The 18,514-nt window shown below is 71.4% G+C and carries 19 protein-coding genes; 16 read left to right on the forward strand and 3 right to left on the reverse strand.

Features of this window, described 5'->3' with window-relative positions; translation table 11 throughout:
• Entirely contained in the window at window positions 1–246 is a 246-nt protein-coding gene (locus ACZ6BB_RS22530; RefSeq protein WP_471616926.1) for a hypothetical protein, read from the reverse strand.
• Between the two features lie 68 nt (window positions 247–314).
• On the opposite strand from ACZ6BB_RS22530, the gene ACZ6BB_RS22535 reads away from it, so the two are divergent.
• From ACZ6BB_RS22535 to ACZ6BB_RS22550, 4 genes are read left to right on the forward strand one after another with little or no spacing between them, the layout of a single operon-like run.
• Window positions 315–1,661: a GH25 family lysozyme gene (locus ACZ6BB_RS22535; RefSeq protein WP_471616927.1), complete on the forward strand. Its 1,347-nt coding sequence runs from the start codon at window positions 315–317 to the stop codon at window positions 1,659–1,661.
• A 26-nt stretch (window positions 1,662–1,687) separates the two neighbouring features.
• Window positions 1,688–2,068, forward strand: coding sequence for a hypothetical protein (locus ACZ6BB_RS22540; protein WP_471616928.1), 381 nt, complete (start codon window positions 1,688–1,690; stop codon window positions 2,066–2,068).
• A 25-nt stretch (window positions 2,069–2,093) separates the two neighbouring features.
• The gene (locus ACZ6BB_RS22545; protein WP_471616929.1) at window positions 2,094–2,510 is read left to right on the forward strand and encodes a hypothetical protein; all 417 of its coding nucleotides are present in this window, start codon (window positions 2,094–2,096) and stop codon (window positions 2,508–2,510) included.
• 59 nt (window positions 2,511–2,569) lie between these two features.
• Entirely contained in the window at window positions 2,570–3,319 is a 750-nt protein-coding gene (locus ACZ6BB_RS22550; protein WP_471616930.1) for a D-Ala-D-Ala carboxypeptidase family metallohydrolase, read from the forward strand.
• 67 nt (window positions 3,320–3,386) lie between these two features.
• On the opposite strand, the gene ACZ6BB_RS22555 is transcribed toward ACZ6BB_RS22550, so the two are convergent.
• The gene (locus ACZ6BB_RS22555; protein ID WP_471616931.1) at window positions 3,387–4,436 is read right to left on the reverse strand and encodes a helix-turn-helix domain-containing protein; all 1,050 of its coding nucleotides are present in this window, start codon (window positions 4,434–4,436) and stop codon (window positions 3,387–3,389) included.
• A gap of 174 nt (window positions 4,437–4,610) precedes the next feature.
• Complete coding sequence (gene pgm, locus ACZ6BB_RS22560; RefSeq protein WP_471616932.1) at window positions 4,611–6,251, reverse strand: phosphoglucomutase (alpha-D-glucose-1,6-bisphosphate-dependent); 1,641 nt, start codon at window positions 6,249–6,251, stop codon at window positions 4,611–4,613.
• Between the two features lie 491 nt (window positions 6,252–6,742).
• Here pgm and ACZ6BB_RS22565 point away from each other — a divergent pair, with 491 nt between their 5' ends.
• From ACZ6BB_RS22565 to ACZ6BB_RS22620, 12 genes are all read left to right on the forward strand, one after another.
• Window positions 6,743–7,807, forward strand: a complete 1,065-nt coding sequence (locus ACZ6BB_RS22565) for a sugar ABC transporter substrate-binding protein (RefSeq protein WP_471616933.1) — start codon at window positions 6,743–6,745, stop codon at window positions 7,805–7,807.
• Window positions 7,808–7,853: 46 nt separating this feature from the next.
• Window positions 7,854–9,416, forward strand: a complete 1,563-nt coding sequence (locus ACZ6BB_RS22570) for a sugar ABC transporter ATP-binding protein (RefSeq protein ID WP_471616934.1) — start codon at window positions 7,854–7,856, stop codon at window positions 9,414–9,416.
• Complete coding sequence (locus ACZ6BB_RS22575) at window positions 9,409–10,452, forward strand: ABC transporter permease (RefSeq protein WP_471616935.1); 1,044 nt, start codon at window positions 9,409–9,411, stop codon at window positions 10,450–10,452. Before ACZ6BB_RS22570 ends, ACZ6BB_RS22575 begins: the two co-directional genes overlap by 8 nt.
• A 108-nt stretch (window positions 10,453–10,560) precedes the next feature.
• A complete protein-coding gene (locus tag ACZ6BB_RS22580; protein ID WP_471616936.1) occupies window positions 10,561–11,886 on the forward strand; it encodes an L-fuconate dehydratase in 1,326 nt (441 codons plus the stop codon).
• Window positions 11,879–12,769 (forward strand): amidohydrolase family protein, encoded by an 891-nt coding sequence (locus ACZ6BB_RS22585; protein ID WP_471616937.1) that lies wholly within the window; start codon window positions 11,879–11,881, stop codon window positions 12,767–12,769. The genes ACZ6BB_RS22580 and ACZ6BB_RS22585 overlap by 8 nt, the downstream gene beginning before the upstream one ends.
• Window positions 12,770–12,806: 37 nt before the next feature.
• Window positions 12,807–13,244 (forward strand): RbsD/FucU domain-containing protein, encoded by a 438-nt coding sequence (locus tag ACZ6BB_RS22590; RefSeq protein ID WP_471616938.1) that lies wholly within the window; start codon window positions 12,807–12,809, stop codon window positions 13,242–13,244.
• Window positions 13,241–14,293, forward strand: a complete 1,053-nt coding sequence (locus ACZ6BB_RS22595) for a zinc-dependent alcohol dehydrogenase (protein WP_471616939.1) — start codon at window positions 13,241–13,243, stop codon at window positions 14,291–14,293. The genes ACZ6BB_RS22590 and ACZ6BB_RS22595 overlap by 4 nt, the downstream gene beginning before the upstream one ends.
• A complete protein-coding gene (locus tag ACZ6BB_RS22600; protein ID WP_471616940.1) occupies window positions 14,290–15,051 on the forward strand; it encodes an SDR family oxidoreductase in 762 nt (253 codons plus the stop codon). Before ACZ6BB_RS22595 ends, ACZ6BB_RS22600 begins: the two co-directional genes overlap by 4 nt.
• The gene (locus ACZ6BB_RS22605) at window positions 15,048–15,677 is read left to right on the forward strand and encodes a bifunctional 4-hydroxy-2-oxoglutarate aldolase/2-dehydro-3-deoxy-phosphogluconate aldolase (protein WP_471616941.1); all 630 of its coding nucleotides are present in this window, start codon (window positions 15,048–15,050) and stop codon (window positions 15,675–15,677) included. Before ACZ6BB_RS22600 ends, ACZ6BB_RS22605 begins: the two co-directional genes overlap by 4 nt.
• The gene (locus ACZ6BB_RS22610) at window positions 15,674–16,711 is read left to right on the forward strand and encodes a PfkB family carbohydrate kinase (RefSeq protein WP_471616942.1); all 1,038 of its coding nucleotides are present in this window, start codon (window positions 15,674–15,676) and stop codon (window positions 16,709–16,711) included. Before ACZ6BB_RS22605 ends, ACZ6BB_RS22610 begins: the two co-directional genes overlap by 4 nt.
• 60 nt (window positions 16,712–16,771) lie before the next feature.
• Window positions 16,772–17,785 carry an aldo/keto reductase gene (locus tag ACZ6BB_RS22615; RefSeq protein WP_471617019.1) on the forward strand — a complete coding sequence of 338 codons (1,014 nt, stop codon included), beginning with the start codon at window positions 16,772–16,774 and terminating at the stop codon, window positions 17,783–17,785.
• A complete protein-coding gene (locus tag ACZ6BB_RS22620) occupies window positions 17,776–18,498 on the forward strand; it encodes a FadR/GntR family transcriptional regulator (RefSeq protein ID WP_471616943.1) in 723 nt (240 codons plus the stop codon). Before ACZ6BB_RS22615 ends, ACZ6BB_RS22620 begins: the two co-directional genes overlap by 10 nt.
• The last annotated feature ends 16 nt before the right edge of the window (window positions 18,499–18,514 follow it).

The following is an 18,514-nucleotide window of genomic DNA, read 5'->3' on the forward strand; positions in this document are numbered from 1 at the left end:
TCAACGCCCGCGCCGGAAGATCGAGGCCATCCGCTCGCCCGGAAGTACGTCCCCGGCGGTGACACGGTTCACCGGCGGACGTCGAATGCCGCCGGAAGCGGTGCCGCGCGGACGGTCCCGCTCCCCGCCCGGCACCCGGGATCCGGTGCCCGTGTCCCGCGTGCGTCCCAGCGGTCCCTCGTCGCCGCAGGTCAGGGACGCGTGACCGTCCCGGCGTCCCAGCCCGTCGGCCGAGGGTCCTGCCACGGGGCGACCCCTGCCAGCATGGCCGGCGGCCGGAGACCACCGGCCTCTCACCAGAGGGGGAACACCAGATGGGACAGAGGACGCTTCTGCGGGGCCTGACCCTCGCCGTGGCAGCGGTCCTGCCCCTGTACGGGCACACGGCGGTGCAGGCGGCGCCGTCCGCAGTCACCGCGGTCGCGGTCTGCGGGCACACCAGCGCACAGCCCACGCTGCAGCGGGGATCGACAGGTGACGCGACGTCCGAGGCGCAGTGCGAGCTGAACCTCGCGACGAAACCGAGCCGGTACACGCCGATCGCGGCGGACGGCTCGTACGGGGCGGCGACGGAGGCGCGCGTCAGGGACTTCCAGCGGTGTGCCGGGCTCAGCGTGGACGGCGTGCTGGGCCCCGACACCTGGGCCGCCCTCAACACCTGGGCCGAGCAACCGCGCGCCTGCGCCGACCGGGGCACCCCGGGCACCGCGCAGACGGCCGTGTGCGGCCACACCGACACGCGCCCGTCGCTGCGGAAGGGCGCGAAGGGCACCGAGGTGGAGGAGGTGCAGTGCCGGCTGAACCTGGCCATGGAACCCTTCCACCATCCGCCGTTGTCGATCGACGGCGACTTCGGGGGCGGGACCGAGTCCCGGGTCATCGAGTTCCAGCACTGCGCCGGCCTCGGCGCCGACGGCGTCGTGGGCCCGAACACCTGGGCGAAACTGGTGGACTGGTCCAGCCGTGACACGTACTGCACACCGCCCCGCCCCGCCGGCTACCCGATCGACGGCCTGGACACGGCGAAGTACCAGCACCCGGGCGGCGCGCCGATCGACTGGAAGGCCGTACGGGCCTCGGGGGTGGAGTTCGCGACGGTCAAGGCCACCCGGGGCCTGAACGTCACGGACGAATACCTCACGGCCGACCTCCAGGGGGCCAGGGCGGCGGGGCTGGCCGTCGCGCCCTACCACTTCTACACGGGCACGGCGCCCGACACGGGTGGCGCGCAGGCCGACCGGTTCATCGCCGCCGTGCGGGCTACCGGCTACACCGGGCAGCGGGCGGGCGACCTGCCCCCGATCTTCGACCTGGAGCGCATGGACGACGGCAGCGGCCGCTGTCCCACGTACGGCACCGTGGGCGACGCCAAGGCCTGGCTCGACCGGGTGGAGGCTGCCTTCGGCCGCACTCCGATGATCTACACGCAGAAGTCCTTCCTGGACGACTGCCTGGGCTCGACCACCGCCTTCGCCCGCTATCCGCTGCAACTCGCGGACTACCGCCAGTCGATCACCCAGCCGCCTCTGCCGAAGGGCTCGACGACCTGGGCGATGTGGCAGTACACCGACGCCGCGATCTTCCCCGGCATCAAGGCCCCGGCCACCGCGGACGTGTTCAACGGCACGCAGGCCGACCTGGACCGGCTGGCCAATCGTTGATCACGACCGTTCACAGGAGAACCCGTATGCCCCTCCGTCTCGCCCGCGCGCTCCCCGTCGCGGTCCTCGTGGCCCTGGGTCCGACCGTGCCCGCTCCCGCCTCTGCCGCCGCGGCGACCACCTGCTACGGCGGTGCCGTGACCGTGCGCTACGGGGACGCGCTCGAATTCGGCCCCTACCGGACCACCAGCCGCTGCCAGGACATCAACCTGCGCGTCACCGGCGGAACCGCCGACCACGTGAACGCCTGCGTGAAGTTCGTGAGGACCGGCACCTGCAACCGCGTGACCAGGGTCGGCCGCAACTGGACGACCATCGCCACCGACGTCCTGGACGGCAGCGGGTTCACGGTCGTCGCCGGTGTGCCCCTGGAGGGCGACGACGCCGTCCTGCAGATCGCCTTCTGACACTCCCACCGAACGGAGACCCACCATGATCCGGACCAAGGCGTTCGCCTCGGCTCTGCTCACCACCGCCGCGCTGCTCGGCGCGGGCGTCGCACCCGCCTCCGCGCAGTCCTCGGCCGCCGCCGTCAGCTGCTACGGCGGTGCGAAGACGCTGACGTACCGCTACTCCGCGGCGGCCAGGGAGTACGGCACCTACACCACCTCCTCGCGGTGCGGCGACATCAACATGCGTCTCGTCACCGACCGGCCGGGGGTGTACCTGGACGCCTGTGTGGTGTTCGTCGACCACACCACCAGGTGCAACCACGGCGACACCTATTCCACCCAGGGCACCAACTGGGCGACCGTCGCCACCGATGTGAGGGACGGCACCCACTTCGTCCTGCGCGTGCACGCCTACGACACCGACGCGCAGAACGTCACGTTCCAGATCGCCTACTGAGCCTGCCGAGTTCCCCACCGCACGACCGTTCACCACCGTTCCCGAAAGGTACGACCCAGATGACCTCCTCCTTCCGCCCGTTCGACCGTCGTGCCCTGCTGCGGGGCACCGTGGCCGCCGGCGCCGGCATCGCGTTCGGACCGCTGCTGTTCTCGGGCACCGCACAGGCCTATGCGTGGTCACGCACCATGAACCAGGGCGACAAGGGCGCCGACGTGACCGAACTGCAGATCAGGGTCGCGGGCTGGGCCGCCGACAGCCCCAGCCACAGCCGGGTCGGCATCGACGGGGACTTCGGCCCCGGCACGGCCGCGGCCGTGCGCAGATTCCAGGCCGCGTACGGTCTCACCGCCGACGGCATCGCCGGCCCCAACACCCAGGCGAAGCTCAACGCGCTGGAGCAGTCGGACGGTTCCACGGCCCACTTCAACTGGAGCGAGTTCGTGGACCAGTCGAGCGGCACCTTCAACGGGGGCAAGGCGAGCGCGGCGCAGGTGAAGGAGAACGCCCGCCGCTGCATGTACAAGCTGGAGGCGCTGCGCAAGAAGCTGGGCGACAAGCCGATCACGGTCAACTCCGGCTTCCGCAGCATCGCGCACAACGCCGAGATCGGCGGGGCCAGTGACAGCATGCACCTGTACGGCACCGCGGCCGACCTCGACGTGCCCGGCGTCGCCACCAAGACCGTCTACCAGAAGGCGGAGACCTGCGGGTTCTCCGGGCTGGAGCGGTACACCGTCGATCACCAGCACGTCGACAGCCGGGCGGACCTCGGCCGCGACTGGTGGTGGGAGAGCGGCACGGTCTGACGCCTCCCCGGACGACCGGACCGGGAGGGCCGGGTACCGCCGCGGCGGTGGCCGGCCCTCCCGGGCCTCAGCTCTTGGGGGTGTCCTTCAGCGCGGCCTCGCAGGCGGGCCAGTCGTGGAAATCGCGCCGCACGCTCCACAGACGGTGGGCCGCCTCGATGTTCCACTCCGGGTCGAAGGCCCGCCGCGGTGTGCCGTCCAGCTCCCGCAGACTGGCGTCGGAGATCTGGAACACGCCCCAGTTGCGGCTGCCGTTGGTGTTGGGCAGCACCCACAGGGGGTCGAGGAACGACGAGCAGCGGGCGATCGCCACGGCGGTGTCGGGATCCTCGACGAACACCTCACGGATCCGCTTCGTCACCTCGGCCGGCGACCAGCTCGCCATGCTGACCTTTCCCGCGTAGAGCGCCTTCTTCGTGGCGTCGTCGACGACGCTTCTGGCCGGCACGCCCGCCAGCACCTGGAACGCGGTCACCCGGCGCAGGGTCTCCGGACCGAAGTCCCCGTCGACGGCGAGACGGCCCTTCGCCCGCGTCAGCAGGACCTGCACCTCGCGTACGCACGCGTCGTGCTGCCCCATCCTCACCGACTCGCAGGCGGGCGAGTACAGCAGCCTGTCGTCGGCCTTCGGTGAGGCTCCGGCCGGAGCCCCCGCCGGCCACCACACCAGGCCGGCCACCAGTGTCACCACGACCACGGCGGCCAGGAGCGCGAAACGGGAGGTGAGCTTCCCGGTGACCTGGAACCGGCGCGGCCGCCCGGCCTCGCCGGCGATGATCTCCGGTGCGGTGGTGGCGTCCGGGACCGGCCCGCGTTCTGCGGGCGCCTCGGGGCCGGGGCTCGCCTCCGCCGTCGCGGGCGGCGTGTCCCGGTCGGTGTCCGCCAGCGCCCACAGCCGGTGGAGTTCGCGCAGTTCCTCCGCGCCGGCGCCGCACACCTTGGCGAAGGCGTGCACCACCCGGTAGTCCGTCGGCACGCTCAGGCCGGAGCAGTACCGGTGCAGGCTGGAGCCGCTGACACCGGCCTCCTTGCCGAGGCGGTCGTAGCCCCGGCCACTGCGGTCCTTCAGCATCCGAAGGCAGGCGGCAAACTTTTCCGCATGCGGAGAGGCACCCACACGTCCACCCTTGCTCAAGCCTCTACTGACGGGTAGAAGCTACACCGCCGGGGGGCGTGCGCGTGCCCGTTCACCGCGGGAACATGACCGCCAACAGCCTTGTGAATGACGGTATTTGAAAGAATGTCAACCTGCGCCCGGCGGCGGCGCCCCGCGCCGGAGGAGCCGTCCTCGTCACGCGCTGAGCGCGGCGAGCACCACGGACCTGGCCTCCTCTTGGACGCGGCGCAGGTGGTCGGGGCCGAGGAAGGACTCCGCGTAGATCTTGTAGACGTCCTCCGTGCCCGAAGGGCGGGCCGCGAACCAGGCGTTGTCGGTGCCGACCTTGATGCCGCCGAGGGCGGCGCCGTTGCCCGGGGCCTCGGTGAGGACCGAGGTGACCCGCTCACCGGCGAGGGTGTCGGCGGTGACCTGGCGCGGCGAGAGCCTGGCGAGCAGCGCCTTCTCCTCACGGGAGGCGGGGGCGTCGACGCGCGCGTAGGCGGGGGCGCCGAAGCGGTGGGTGAGCGCGGTGTAGTGCTGCGAGGGGGTCTTGCCGGTGACGGCCGTGATCTCGGAGGCGAGCAGCGCCAGGATGATGCCGTCCTTGTCGGTGGTCCACACCGAGCCGTCGCGGCGCAGGAAGGACGCGCCGGCCGACTCCTCGCCGCCGAATCCGAGCGTCCCGCCGGACAGGCCGTCGACGAACCACTTGAAGCCGACGGGGACTTCGACCAGTCGCCGGCCGACGTCGGCGGCGACCCGGTCGATCATGGAGGAGGACACCAGGGTCTTGCCGATCCCGGCGGCCTCGGGCCACCGGGATCGGTGCGCGAAGAGGTAGGAGATCGCCACCGCCAGATAGTGGTTGGGGTTCATCAGGCCCCCGTCCCGCGTGACGATGCCGTGCCGGTCGGCGTCGGCGTCGTTGCCGGTGGAGATGTCGAACCGGTCGCGCCGCTCGATGAGCGAGGCCATGGCGTGCGGCGAGGAGCAGTCCATGCGGATCTTGCCGTCCCAGTCCAGCGTCATGAACCGCCAGGTGGGGTCGGTGAGCGGGTTCACCACCGTCAGGTCGATCCGGTGCTGCTCGGCGATCCGGCCCCAGTAGGCGACGGAGGCGCCGCCCAGCGGATCGGCACCGATGCGCACGCCGGCGGACCGGATCGCGTCCAGGTCCAGGACGTTCGGCAGGTCGGCCGTGTAGGCGCCGAGGAAGTCGTGGCGGCCGGTGCCGGGCGCGGCCAGGGCGCGGGTGTACGGGATGCGCCGTACGTCCTTCAGGCCACCGGTGATGATCTCGTTGGCCCGGTCCTGGATCCACGAGGTCGCCTCGGAGCCGGCAGGGCCGCCGCTCGGCGGGTTGTACTTGAAGCCGCCGTCGGCGGGCGGGTTGTGCGAGGGGGTGACCACCACACCGTCGGCGAGGCCGGACGTACGGCCGCGGTTGTGGGCGAGGATGGCGTGCGAGACCGCCGGGGTGGGCGTGTAGCCGTCGGCCTGGTCGATGAGGACGGCCACGTCGTTGGCGGCGAACACCTCCAGCGCCGTGATCCGGGCGGGCTCGGACAGGGCATGGGTGTCGGCGCCGAGGAAGAGAGGGCCGTCGGTGCCCTGCGCGGTGCGGTACTCGCAGATGGCCTGGCTGGTGGCGGCGATGTGGTCGTCGTTGAACGCGGCAGCGAGGGACGAACCGCGATGTCCCGAGGTGCCGAAGGCGACCCGTTGCCCGGGCTCGGCCGGGTCGGGGTGGAGTGCGTAGTACGCCGTGACCAGGCGGGCCACATCGACGAGATCCTCGGGTCCGGCGACCTGCCCTGCTCGCGCGTCCTGCATGTCCCGCTCCTCCGCAATGGCCGACCGTAGGGTTCGGCCCCCATTCTCCCCCGCCCGGACCGCCGACACGCACGCGCGCCGAGGGGCCGGCGTGACACGAGCGAATGGGGGTCGACGGCGGGAGCGCGAGCCTCAGAGGTACGCGCCTGCGTCGCCGCCGCCATGCCCCCTTGACCACTGCCTTCTGCTCGCGTTGACCCGTGCCTTCTGCTCGCGTTCGTCTCGTCGGGGCATCGCACGTGCCGACGGGCCCGCTCGTTTCGGCCACATCACGAACCGGCCATGATTAATGGGATGGATTTATTCGCCTCCTGCGGCCTTCTCGGTGAAGCAGCAGGCGATCAACCGGCATTTACAGGCGAAACACACAAGGGGCTAGACATGGGATCGATCCCGGCCTAAAAATACATCCCATCTCTCCCTGGTAGCGACACGCAGTCGCCACCCGCCCGAAACATCTCCCGCTCCGGGACCAGCGTGAGGAATCATCGATGAGAGTCAGAACCGCCCTCTGTTCCGCCGCCTCCGCCCTCTCCGCCCTGGCGCTGCTGACCGCCTGCGGCGGCTCCGGCAGCACCACCGCGTCGAGCGACTCCGAGCCGCTGGTCGGCGTCGACTACCCGCGCTCCGACACCGACTTCTGGAACTCGTACATCAAGTACACGCCGGAGTACGCCAAGGAACTGGGCCTCTCCCTGAAGACCACCAACTCGCAGAACGACGTCGCCAAGCTCACCGCCAACGCCCAGACCTTCATCAGCCAGGGCGTCAAGGGCCTGGCGATGGCCCCGCAGGACACCGCCGCCATCGCGCCCACCCTGGCGCAGCTGGGGGCCAAGAAGATCCCGGTCGTCACCGTCGACACCCGCCCCGACAGCGGCAAGGTCTACATGGTCGTGCGCGCCGACAACCGCGCGTACGGGGAGAAGGCGTGCCAGTACCTCGGCACGAAGCTCGGCGGCAAGGGCAAGGTCGTCATGCTCCAGGGCGGCCTCGACTCCATCAACGGCCGTGACCGCACCGAGGCGTTCAACGAGTGCATGAAGAAGGACTACCCGGGCATCAAGGTGTTCGGTGAGGCCACCAACTGGGACGGCGCCGTCGCCGCGCAGAAGCTGCAGACGGACCTGACCGCCAACCCGGACATCAAGGGCATCTACATGCAGTCCAGCTTCGCCCTGTCCGGCACCCTCCAGGTCCTCAAGCAGAAGGGCCTGCTGGTCGACCCGAAGAACAAGAAGCATGTGTTCGTCGTCTCCAACGACGGCATCCCCGAGGAGCTGAAGTCGATAGCGGCGGGCAAGATCGACGCCACCGTCTCCCAGCCGGCCGACCTCTACGCCAAGTACGCCCTGTACTACCTGAAGGCCGCGATCGACGGGAAGAAGTTCAAGCCCGGCAAGACCGACCACGACAGCACGATCATCCAGGTCCGGGACGGTCTGCTGGAGGACCAGCTCTCCGCACCGCTCGTGACCGCCGACGGCGGCACCTACGGCGGCGTGCCCAGCGTCAAGAGCGACGACACCTCCCTGTGGGGCAACAACCTCGGCTGATGGATCGTCAGGCAACGCGACGGCTCACGAACACAAGGCGGTTGAGATGAGCGACGGGGAGCGGACAGTCACTCCCGCGCCCGCCCCGGCGGACGACGGACGGGCCCCGGCGGGTCCGGCCGTCGTCGAGGCGACGGGCATAGTCAAACGATTCGGTCCGACGGTGGCCCTGAACGGCGCCCGGATCACCATCAGGCCCGGCGAGACCCACGCGCTCGTCGGCCGCAACGGCGCCGGCAAGTCGACCCTGGTCTCCGTCCTCACCGGACTCCAGGCACCCGACGAGGGCACGGTCACCTTCGGCGGTGCCCCGGCCCCCCGCCTCGCGGACCGGGACGCCTGGCGGCAGCGCGTGGCCTGCGTCTACCAGAAGTCGACGATCATCCCCACGCTGACCGTCGCCGAGAACCTCTTCCTGAACCGGCACGACCACGGCCGGCACCGGCTGATCAGCTGGCAGGGGGTACGCGGCCGCGCCCAGGAACTGCTGTCGACCTGGTCGGTGGACGTGGACCCGCAGACACCGGCCGGCGAACTCGACGTGGAACAGCGCCAGTTCGTCGAGATCGCCCGCGCCCTGTCCTTCGGCGCCCGGTTCATCATCCTCGACGAACCGACCGCGCAGCTCGACGGCGCGGCGATCAACCGGCTCTTCGGCCGCATCCGCGACCTGCAACGCCAGGGCGTCACCTTCCTGTTCATCAGCCACCACCTCCAGGAGATCTACGAGATCTGCGACATGGTCACGGTGTTCCGGGACGCCCGGCACATCCTGACCGCGCCGGTCACCGAACTCCCCCGCACCGAACTCGTCGCCGCCATGACCGGCGAGGCGGCCGCCGACCGCCGCCAGGAACGGCCGAGTTCGCTGAACACGCGGACCACCTCGGCCCTGGACATCAGCGACCTGGACGGCGACGCCTATCAGGGGGTCACCCTCCAGGTGCGCGCCGGGGAGATCGTCGGCCTCGCGGGGGCGGCCGGCAGCGGCCGTACCGAGGTCGCCGAGACCGTGGTGGGGCTGCGGACCGCCGACGGCGGCCGGGTCGAGATCGCCGGAACGCGCCCCCGTCCGGGAAGCGTCCCCGCCGCGCTCGCCGCGGGCGCCGGGTTCGTCCCGCAGGACCGGCACCACCAGGGCTACGTCCCCGACATGTCCGTCGCGGACAACGCCACGCTGTCCGTACCGCACCGGCTCGGGCACAACGGATTCCTCAGCGGCCGCACCCGCGACCGGCTCGCGGAGGGCATGATCGAGAAGCTGGCGATCAAGACCCCCGGCCCCGAACTCCCCGTCTCCTCCCTGTCGGGCGGCAACCAGCAGAAGGTCGTCATGGCCCGCGCCCTCGCCGACGACCCCCGGCTGCTGGTCCTGATCAACCCGACCGCGGGCGTGGACGTGCGCTCCAAGGAGTTCCTCCTCGGCAAGGTCGAGGAGACCGCGGCCACCGGCACCGGAGTGCTCATCGCCTCCGACGAACTCGACGACCTGCGCATGTGCGACCGGATCCTGGTGATGTTCCAGGGCCGAGTGACCTCAGAGATCGCCCGCGGCTGGCACGACCACGACCTCGTGGCCGCGATGGAAGGAGTGGACATCAATGCCTGAAACCGTCCTCGCGGACACACCTGCCCCCAAGGCCACCGGGCCCCGGGCCAAGGGGACCGCGCTGTTCGGCGGCCGCATCCCCCTGGCCCGGCTGCGCGACCTCGCGCTGGTCCCCGCGATCGTGGTCATCGCGGTCGTCGGCCAGATCGTCAACCCGGTCTTCCTGCAGGGCGACAACCTCATCAACGTCCTGCAGACCATGTCCGAGATCGCCCTGCTGGTCCTCGCCCAGACGATGATCCTGATCGTCAAGAAGATGGACCTGTCCCTGGAGTCGACCATGGGCCTCGCGCCCGGCGTCGCGGCCTGGCTGGTCGTACCGACCGGCGCCGGACACGGACTCGGGCTCCTGCCCGGCGCCTGGGCCATCCCCGTCACCCTCGCCGTGGGCGCGCTGATCGGCGTGATCAACGCCCTGCTGATCATCCGCTTCGGCCTCAACGGCTTCATCGTCACCCTCGGCATGCTGATCGTCCTGCGCGGCGTCCTGACCGGGATCTCCGGCGGCCAGACCTTCTTCCAGCTGCCGGAGTCGATGCTCTACCTCGGCACGGCCCAGTGGCTGGGGGTGCCCGCCTCCATCTGGCTCTGCCTCACCCTGTTCGCGGTCGCCGTCGTCGTCCTCGGCTGGACCAGCTTCGGCCGCTCCCTGTACGCCATCGGCGGCAACGTCGACGCGGCGAAGGCGGCCGGCATCCGTACCGACCGGGTGCTGTGGATCGTCATCGTCACCGGCAGCCTGCTGGCCGCCCTCGCCGGACTGCTGCTCTCCGGCCGGCTCGCCTCCGTCGCCTCCGCACAGGGCAACGGCTACATCTTCACCGTCTTCGCCGCCGCCGTGATCGGCGGAATCAGCCTCAACGGCGGCAAGGGCACGATGTTCGGCGCCTTCAGCGGCATCCTGCTGCTGTTCATGATCCAGAACGTGCTCACCCTGGCCGGCGTCCCCGCCCAGTGGATCGGCGCCCTCAACGGCCTGATCATCCTGGTCGCGCTCATGATCTCCCGCATCACGGGCGGCAAGGTCCAGGAGTGACGCCGGGCGGCAGTAGCCCGGAACCACGATGCCGGCAACGCCGCCGCGCCCCGGTCTTCCCCATCTCGTCGCAGGGGCCCTCCGTCCCCTGCTCGCACAGGAGTTGCCATGTCCTCCGCTGAGTCAGTCTCCCCCCGTATCACCGCCCTGGACGTCCTCGACGTACGCTTCCCCACGTCCGAGCATCTGGACGGGTCGGACGCGATGAACCCCGAACCCGACTACTCGGCCGCCTACGTCGTCCTGCGCACCGACGCCGGAGACGGACTGGAGGGCCATGCCCTGGCCTTCACCACCGGACGCGGCAACGACGTACAGGCCGCCGCCATCGCGGCCCTCGCCCCCCATGTGGTCGGCCTGTCCGTCGACGAGGTCTGCGGCGATCTCGGCGCGTTCTCCCGTTCCCTGGTCCACGACCCCCAACTGCGCTGGCTGGGACCGGAGAAGGGTGCCATCCACATGGCCACCGGGGCCGTCGTCAACGCCGCCTGGGACCTCGCCGCCAAGCGCGCCGGCAAGCCCGTCTGGCGCTTCCTGGCCGAGATGTCGCCCGAGGAGCTGGTCGCCCAGATCGACTTCCGCTGGCTGTCCGACGCCCTCACGCCCGAGGAGGCACGGGAGATCCTGCGCGGTGCCGAACAGGGCCGCGAGGAGCGCATCGCCCGCCTGCTGGAGCGCGGCTACCCCGCCTACACCACCACGCCCGGCTGGCTCGGCTACTCCGACGAGAAGCTGGCCCGCCTCGCCCGTGAGGCCGTCGCCGACGGCTTCACCCAGATCAAGCTGAAGGTCGGCGCGGACCTGGAGGACGACGTACGCCGCATGCGCACGGCCCGCGCGACCGTCGGCGACTCCGTCCGCATCGCGGTCGACGCCAACCAGAGGTGGGACGTCCAGCCCGCCATCGACTGGATGCGGGCGCTGGCCCCCTACGACCCGTACTGGATCGAGGAGCCCACCTCACCCGACGACATCCTCGGCCACGCCGCCGTCCGCCGGGCGGTGACCCCCATCAAGGTCGCCACCGGCGAGCACATCGCCAACCGGGTCGTCTTCAAGCAGCTCCTCCAGGCCGGCGCGGTGGACATCGTGCAGATCGACTCCGCGCGGGTCGGCGGCGTCAACGAGAACCTCGCGATCCTGCTGCTCGCAGCGAAGTTCGGCGTGCCGGTCTGCCCGCACGCGGGCGGGGTCGGCCTGTGCGAGATGGTCCAGCACCTGTCGATGTTCGACTACGTCGCCGTCTCCGGCACGACCGAGGACCGCGTCATCGAGTACGTCGACCACCTGCACGAGCACTTCGTCGACCCGGTACGCATCGCCGCCGGCCACTACCTGGCGCCCGAGCGCCCCGGCCTGAGCGCGGAGATGCACCCCGAGTCCCTCAAGAAGTACACGTACCCCGACGGCCCGGTCTGGTCCTCCCGTGTCTGACACCGCGCGGCTGGTGGACGCCCACCATCATGTGTGGGACCTCGCCCGCCGGCCACAGCCCTGGCTGGACGAGCCCGGCCACGAACCGATCCGCCGCACCTTCGGCACGGACGACCTGCGCACGGCCGCGACCCGGCAGGTCGCCGGGCGGTCACTGGGCAGCACCGTCGTCGTCCAGTGCGTCACCTCCGTGCCGGAGACCCGCGAACTCCTCGCCCTCGCCGAGCGTGATCCCCTGATCGGGGCGGTCGTCGGCTGGGCCGACCTGACCTCCCCCGCGATCGGCGACGTGCTCGACGAGCTGCGGGCCGGTCCCGGCGGCGGACACCTGCGGGCCGTACGGCACCTCGTCCAGGGCGAACCGGACCCCGGCTGGCTGCAACGCCCGTCCGTGGAACGGGGGTTGCGGGCCGTGGCCGATCGCGGGCTGGCGTACGACGTGCTGGTGCGCCACCACCAGCTCGGCCAGGCGGTCCGGCTCGCCGAACGCTTCCCCGATCTGCCGCTCGTCCTCGACCACGCCGGCAAGCCACCCATCGCCTCGGGTGAACCGGTCTCCTGGGAGAAGGAGTTGCGGCGACTGGCCGGCCATCGCCAGGTGCGCTGCAAGGTGTCGGGGCTGGTCACGGAGGCCGACCACCGGACGTGGACCACGGACGACATCCGTCCGGTGTGGCACGTCCTGCTCTCCGCCTTCGGTGCCGACCGGCTGATGTTCGGCTCGGACTGGCCGGTCTGCGTCCTCGCGGGCGGCTGGAACCGGTGGGCCGCCACCGTCGAGGAGCTGCTCAACGCATGCTCCGCCGCCGAGACCGAGGCGGTCCTCACCGGCACCGCGACAGAGTTCTACCGGCTGAACTCCCCATCCACGAGGACCCGTTGAGTCTTTTCCCTGCTTCTGAGAGGAGGGTGGAAACACCGTGCTCCTGACCGACCTGCTGCATCCCGGCATCCTCGAAGCCCTCGCCGGAGCCGGCCACGGCGCCCGCGTCCTGCTCGCCGACGGCCACTACCCCGCGAGCACCGCCACCGGCGACCGCGCCCGGACCGTCCACCTCAACCTGGCCCCCGGTCTGCTGGACGTCACCACCGTGCTCGACGTCCTGCTCAGTGCCCTGCCCGTCGAGTCCGCCCAGGTGATGGTTCCCCCGGAGGGCGAACCGGAGCCACCGGCCATCGCCGAGTACCGCGCCCGTCTGGCACCCGTCCCGGTCGGCACGCTCGACCGCTTCGCGTTCTACGACGCCGCCCGCTCCCCCGATCTGGCGCTGGCGATCGTCACCGCCGACACCCGCACCTACGCCAACCTGCTGCTGACCGTCGGTGTCCGCGCTGAAGGGACCCTGAGAACACGATGACCCTCGCTGTCCGTTACACGGCCGCCCGCACGTTGGACACGGCTCCGGCGCTCGATGTGCCGCCGGGCCCCGGTGAGGTGGAGCTGGCCCCCGCCTACGTCGGGATCTGCGGGACCGATCTGCACATCTTCCACGGCGACATGGACGCCCGGGTCGCCGCGCCCGCGGTCCTGGGTCACGAGATGTCCGGCCGGATCGTCCGGGTCGGACCGGGCGTGGAGGGCTGGGTGCCCGGTGACGCGGTCACCGTGATGCCCCTGCGCTGGGACGACACCTGCCCCGCCTGCCGGACCGGCAACCGGCACATCTGCCACAACCTCGACTTCATCGGCATCGACTCCCCGGGCGCGATGCAGCAACGCTGGACCGTACCCGCCTCCACCCTGATCCGACTGCCCGATGCCCTACCGCTCGACCGGGCCGCACTGGTCGAGCCCACCGCGGTCGCCGTCCACGACGTGGGCCGGGCCGCCGTCCGCGAGGGCGAGAAGACCGTGGTGGTCGGCGGCGGCCCCGTCGGCATCCTCATCGCGCTGGTCGCACGGGCCGCCGGCGCCGAGGTGCGCGTGGTGGAACTGAGCGCGCACCGGCGGGCACTCGCCGAGGAACTGGGCCTGATCACCTGGGACCCGACCGTCGAGGACGTGGCCGCACTGGTCGGTGAGTGGACCGGTGGTGCGGGCGCGGAGGTCGCCTTCGAGGTGTCCGGTGCGGCGGGTGGCGTGGACACGGCCGTGGAGGTGCTGGGAGTGCGGGGCCGGCTGTGTCTGGTCGCCATCCACCCCCGGCCCCGTGAGATCAGCCTGCACCGCTTCTTCTGGCGTGAACTCACCCTCGTCGGGGCCCGGTTGTACGACCGCGCCGACTTCGAGAAGGCGGTGGTGCTGGTGGCGGACGGCACCGTCCCGGCCGACCGGCTGATCAGCAAGGTCGTGCCCCTCACCGAGGCACCGGCCGCGTTCGAGGCCCTGGAAGGCGGCGGAGACGTGATGAAGATCCTCGTCGACTGCACCGACACCACCGACGACGCCCAGGGAGCCGCCATATGAACGCCTTCGACCTCACCGGCAAGCTCGCCGTCGTCACCGGCGCCCGGCGCGGCATCGGACGGGCCATGGCCCGCGCCCTCGCCGAAGCCGGCGCGGACATCATCGGCGTCAGCGCCACACTGGAGGAATCCGGCAGCGACGTGGAGAAGGACGTCCTCGCCACGGGCCGCTCCTTCGAAGCCATCCGCACCGACTTCACCGACCCCGACGCCGTCCACGCCCTCGGCGCCGACCTCGCCGGACGCCGGCGCCCCGTGGACATCCTCGTCAACAACGCGGGCACCATCCGCCGCGCACCCGCCGCACACCACCCCGACGACGACTGGGCGTCGGTGCTGCAGGTCAACCTGACCGCCCAGTTCACGCTCACCCGGGCGGTGGGCGCGACGATGGTCGCCCGGGGGCACGGCAAGGTCATCTTCACCGCCTCGCTCCTCAGCTTCCAGGGCGGGATCACCGTGCCCGGCTACACCGCCGCCAAGCACGGCATCGCCGGACTCACCAAGGCCCTGGCCAACGAGTGGGCCCCGCACGGCGTGAACGTCAACGCCATCGCCCCCGGCTACATCGCCACCGACAACACCCAGGCCCTCCAGGACGACCCCACCCGCAGCAAGGCCATCCTCGACCGCATCCCCGCCGGACGCTGGGGCAACGCCGCCGACCTCGGCGGAGCCACCGTCTTCCTCGCCTCCGACGCCGCCGCCTACATCCACGGCACCGTCCTGCCCGTCGACGGCGGATGGCTCGGCCGATGAACACCGACATCACCGACCTGCTCGCCGGTGCCCGGATCGTGCCCGTACTGACCGTGCCCGACCCTGCCACGGCCGCCCCGCTCGCCGACGCGCTCACCACCGGCGGCGCCCGATGCGCCGAAGTCACCTTCCGCACATCGGACGCCGAACAGGTCCTCAAGACGATGGCAGCGCACGGCGGGCTGGTGGTCGGCGCCGGCACGATCCTCACGCCCGACCAGGCCGAACGTGCCGTGGCGGCAGGGGCCCGCTTCATCGTCTCCCCCGGCCTCGACGAGGAGGTGGTCGCCACATGCCGGGAGCTGAGGGTACCGGTGGTGCCCGGCATCGCCACCCCGACCGAGCTGATGCGCGCCCTGCGGATGGGCATCGGCACGGTCAAGCTGTTCCCGGCCGAGGCGATCGGTGGCCTGCGAACCCTGCGCGCACTGGCCGCCCCGTTCCCCCAGGCGCGCTTCATGCCGACCGGCGGCATCGGCCCCGATCTGCTGACCGGCTACCTCGCCGAGCCGCCGGTCCTGGCCGTGGGCGGCAGCTGGATGGCCACCCCGGCCCATCTCGAACACGCCGACTACACCGAGATCAGCCGCCTGACCGCCGAAGCCGTCCGACGGAGCACCTCGTGACCGACGTACTCGCCCTCGGCGAGGTCATGCTGCGTCTCGATCCCGGGGAGGGACGCATCCGCACCACCCGCACCTTCCAGGTGTGGGAGGGCGGCGGCGAGTACAACGTCGTCCGCGGACTGCGCCGCTGCTTCGGACTGCGCACCGCCGTCGTCACCGCCCTCGCCGACAACGCCGTCGGACGCCTCGTCGAGGACCTCATCCTCCAGGGCGGCGTCGACACCTCCCTGATCCGCTGGACCCCCGACGACGGCATCGGCCGCACCGCCCGCAACGGCCTCAACTTCGTCGAACGCGGCTACGGCATCCGCGGCGCCCTCGGCGTCAGCGACCGCGCCCACACCGCCGCCTCCCAGCTCCGCGCAGGCGACATCGACTGGGACACCGTCTTCTCGGCCGGAGTCCGCTGGTTCCACACCGGCGGCATCTTCGCCGGCCTGTCCGACACCACCACCGACGTCGCCGACGAAGCCATGACAGCCGCGCGCCGTCACGGTGTGACCGTCTCCTACGACCCCAACTACCGTCCCAGCCTCTGGGCCGGCCGCGGCGGCCCCGACCGCGCCCGCGAGACCGACCTCCGCCTCGCCCGCCACGCCGACGTCGTCACCGGCGCCCTCGGCCTGGCCGGACCCCGCCCGGGTGCGGCCCAGGTCCTCGCCGACGAGGTGGGGGACGCGCTCGCCGAGGTCGCCGCCCGGGTGCCCTCCGCCAAGGTGCTGGCGACGACCCTGCGCGCAGTCCCCTCGGCCGGTGTCAACGACTGGAGCTCGGCCGCCTGGTCGCCCGGGACCGGCCTGGTCACCGGCCCCCGCATGCCCGGACTGCACGTCCTGGACCGCATCGGCTCCGGTGACGGCTTCGCCGCCGGACTCGTCTACGGCCTCCTCACCGGCACCACCCTCGAACAGGCCCTCGCCTACGGCACCGCCCACGGCGCCCTCACCATGACCACCCCCGGAGACGTGTCCATGGCCTCGCTCGCCGAGGTCGAGGCACTCGTCGCGGGCGCGTCGGCCGCCGTCAGGCGCTGACCCGCTCATCTGCAACAGCCGTAGCCGTATTCACCAGGAGCACAGTTGAGGCATCGGACCATCGGAAGCCGGAAGATCACGAACACCTCGGTCGAACTCACCGAACTCGGCTTCGGAGCCTCCGTCATCGGCAACCTGTACCGGGTCACCCCGGTCGAGGACGCGAGCGCCGCGATCGAGACCGCCTGGGACGCGGGCATCCGCTACTTCGACACGGCCCCGCACTACGGACTGGGCCTGTCCGAGCTGCGCCTGGGAGCCGCGCTGCGCGAGCGCCCCCGCGCCGAGTATGTCGTCTCCTCCAAGGTGGGCCGGCTCCTCGTCCCCAACGAGCGGCCCCAGGGTGTCGACACCGAGGGTTTCGTCGTACGGGACGATCTGCGTCGGCAGTGGGACTTCAGCCGGGACGGGGTGCTGCGGTCCGTCGAGGAGACACTGGGCAGGACGGGCCTCGACCGGCTGGACGTCGTCTACCTCCACGATCCCGACGACCACTGGCGCCAGGCCGCCGACGAGGCCATGCCCGTCCTCGCCGACCTGCGCGACCAGGGCGTGATCGGCGCCATCGGCGCCGGCATGAACCAGTCCGCCATGCTCGCCCGCTTCCTGCGCGAGACAGCCGCCGACGTCGTCATGCTCGCCGGCCGCTACACCCTCCTCGACCAGTCCGCCCTGGACGACGTGCTACCCGCCGCACAGGAGCACGACAAGAGCGTGGTCGCCGTCGGCGTCTTCAACTCCGGCCTGCTCTCCCGCGACCGGCCCGCCGAGGGAATGAAGTACGACTACCAGGACGCGCCGACCGCCCTGGTCGAACGGGCGCGGGCGATCGCCGACGTCTGCGCGGCCCACGGGACGACCCTGCCCGCGGCAGCGATCGCCTTCCCGCTCACCCACCCCACTATCATCAATGTCACCCTCGGTATGCGGACTGCGGAACAGGTCGGACGGAACGTGGAACTCCATCAGCGGCACATTTCCGACCGTCTCTGGGACGACCTCCGTGCCCAGGGACTGATCAGGTCGGACGTGCCCGGCAGGGGCGGTAGCGCGAGGAGTTCGCAGTGTCTCTGACGGACAGGGCCATCGATCAGATCCGTGAGCTGATCCGCACGGGTGCGCTGCCTCCGGGATCGAAGCTGCCTCCGGAACCGGATCTCGCGGCGCAGCTGGGCCTGTCCCGCAACCTCGCGCGGGAGGCGGTCAAGGCACTGGCCGTGGCGCGGGTCCTGGAGGTCCGTCGCGGCGACGGCACCTACGTCACCAGCCTGCAGCCGAGCCTGCTTCTGGAGGGGCTGGGCGGCGCGGTGGAGCTGCTGCAGGGCGACTCGGCCGCCCTGCAGGACCTCATGGAGGTGCGCAGGCTCCTCGAACCCGTCGCCACCGGGCTGGCCGCGCTCCGGATCGGCGACGATCAGCTGGCCGAGGTCAAAGGCCACCTGGACGCCATGCGTGACGCCCGCGACGACGTGGAACTGCTCAACCGGCACGACGCCGCCTTCCACCGTGCCGTGGTCGCGGCGACGGGCAACGAGACCCTGCTGACCCTGCTGGAGAGCGTCTCGGGCCGTACGCTGCGCGCCCGGATCTGGCGTGGCCTGGTCGACGACGAGGCGGCGGGCCGGACCCTCGCCGAGCACGAGGCGATCTACGCGGCCCTGGTCACCCGCGACTCCGGCCTCAGCCAGGCAGCGGCCCTGCTGCACGTGAGCAACACCGAACGGGCCCTGCGGGAGCACCTGCGCTCCAACCGGCACCTCAACTACGGGGCGCCCACCCAGAGCTGAGGGGCGGGGGCGTCGG

Source organism: Streptomyces sp. NPDC041108, assembly GCF_055592645.1.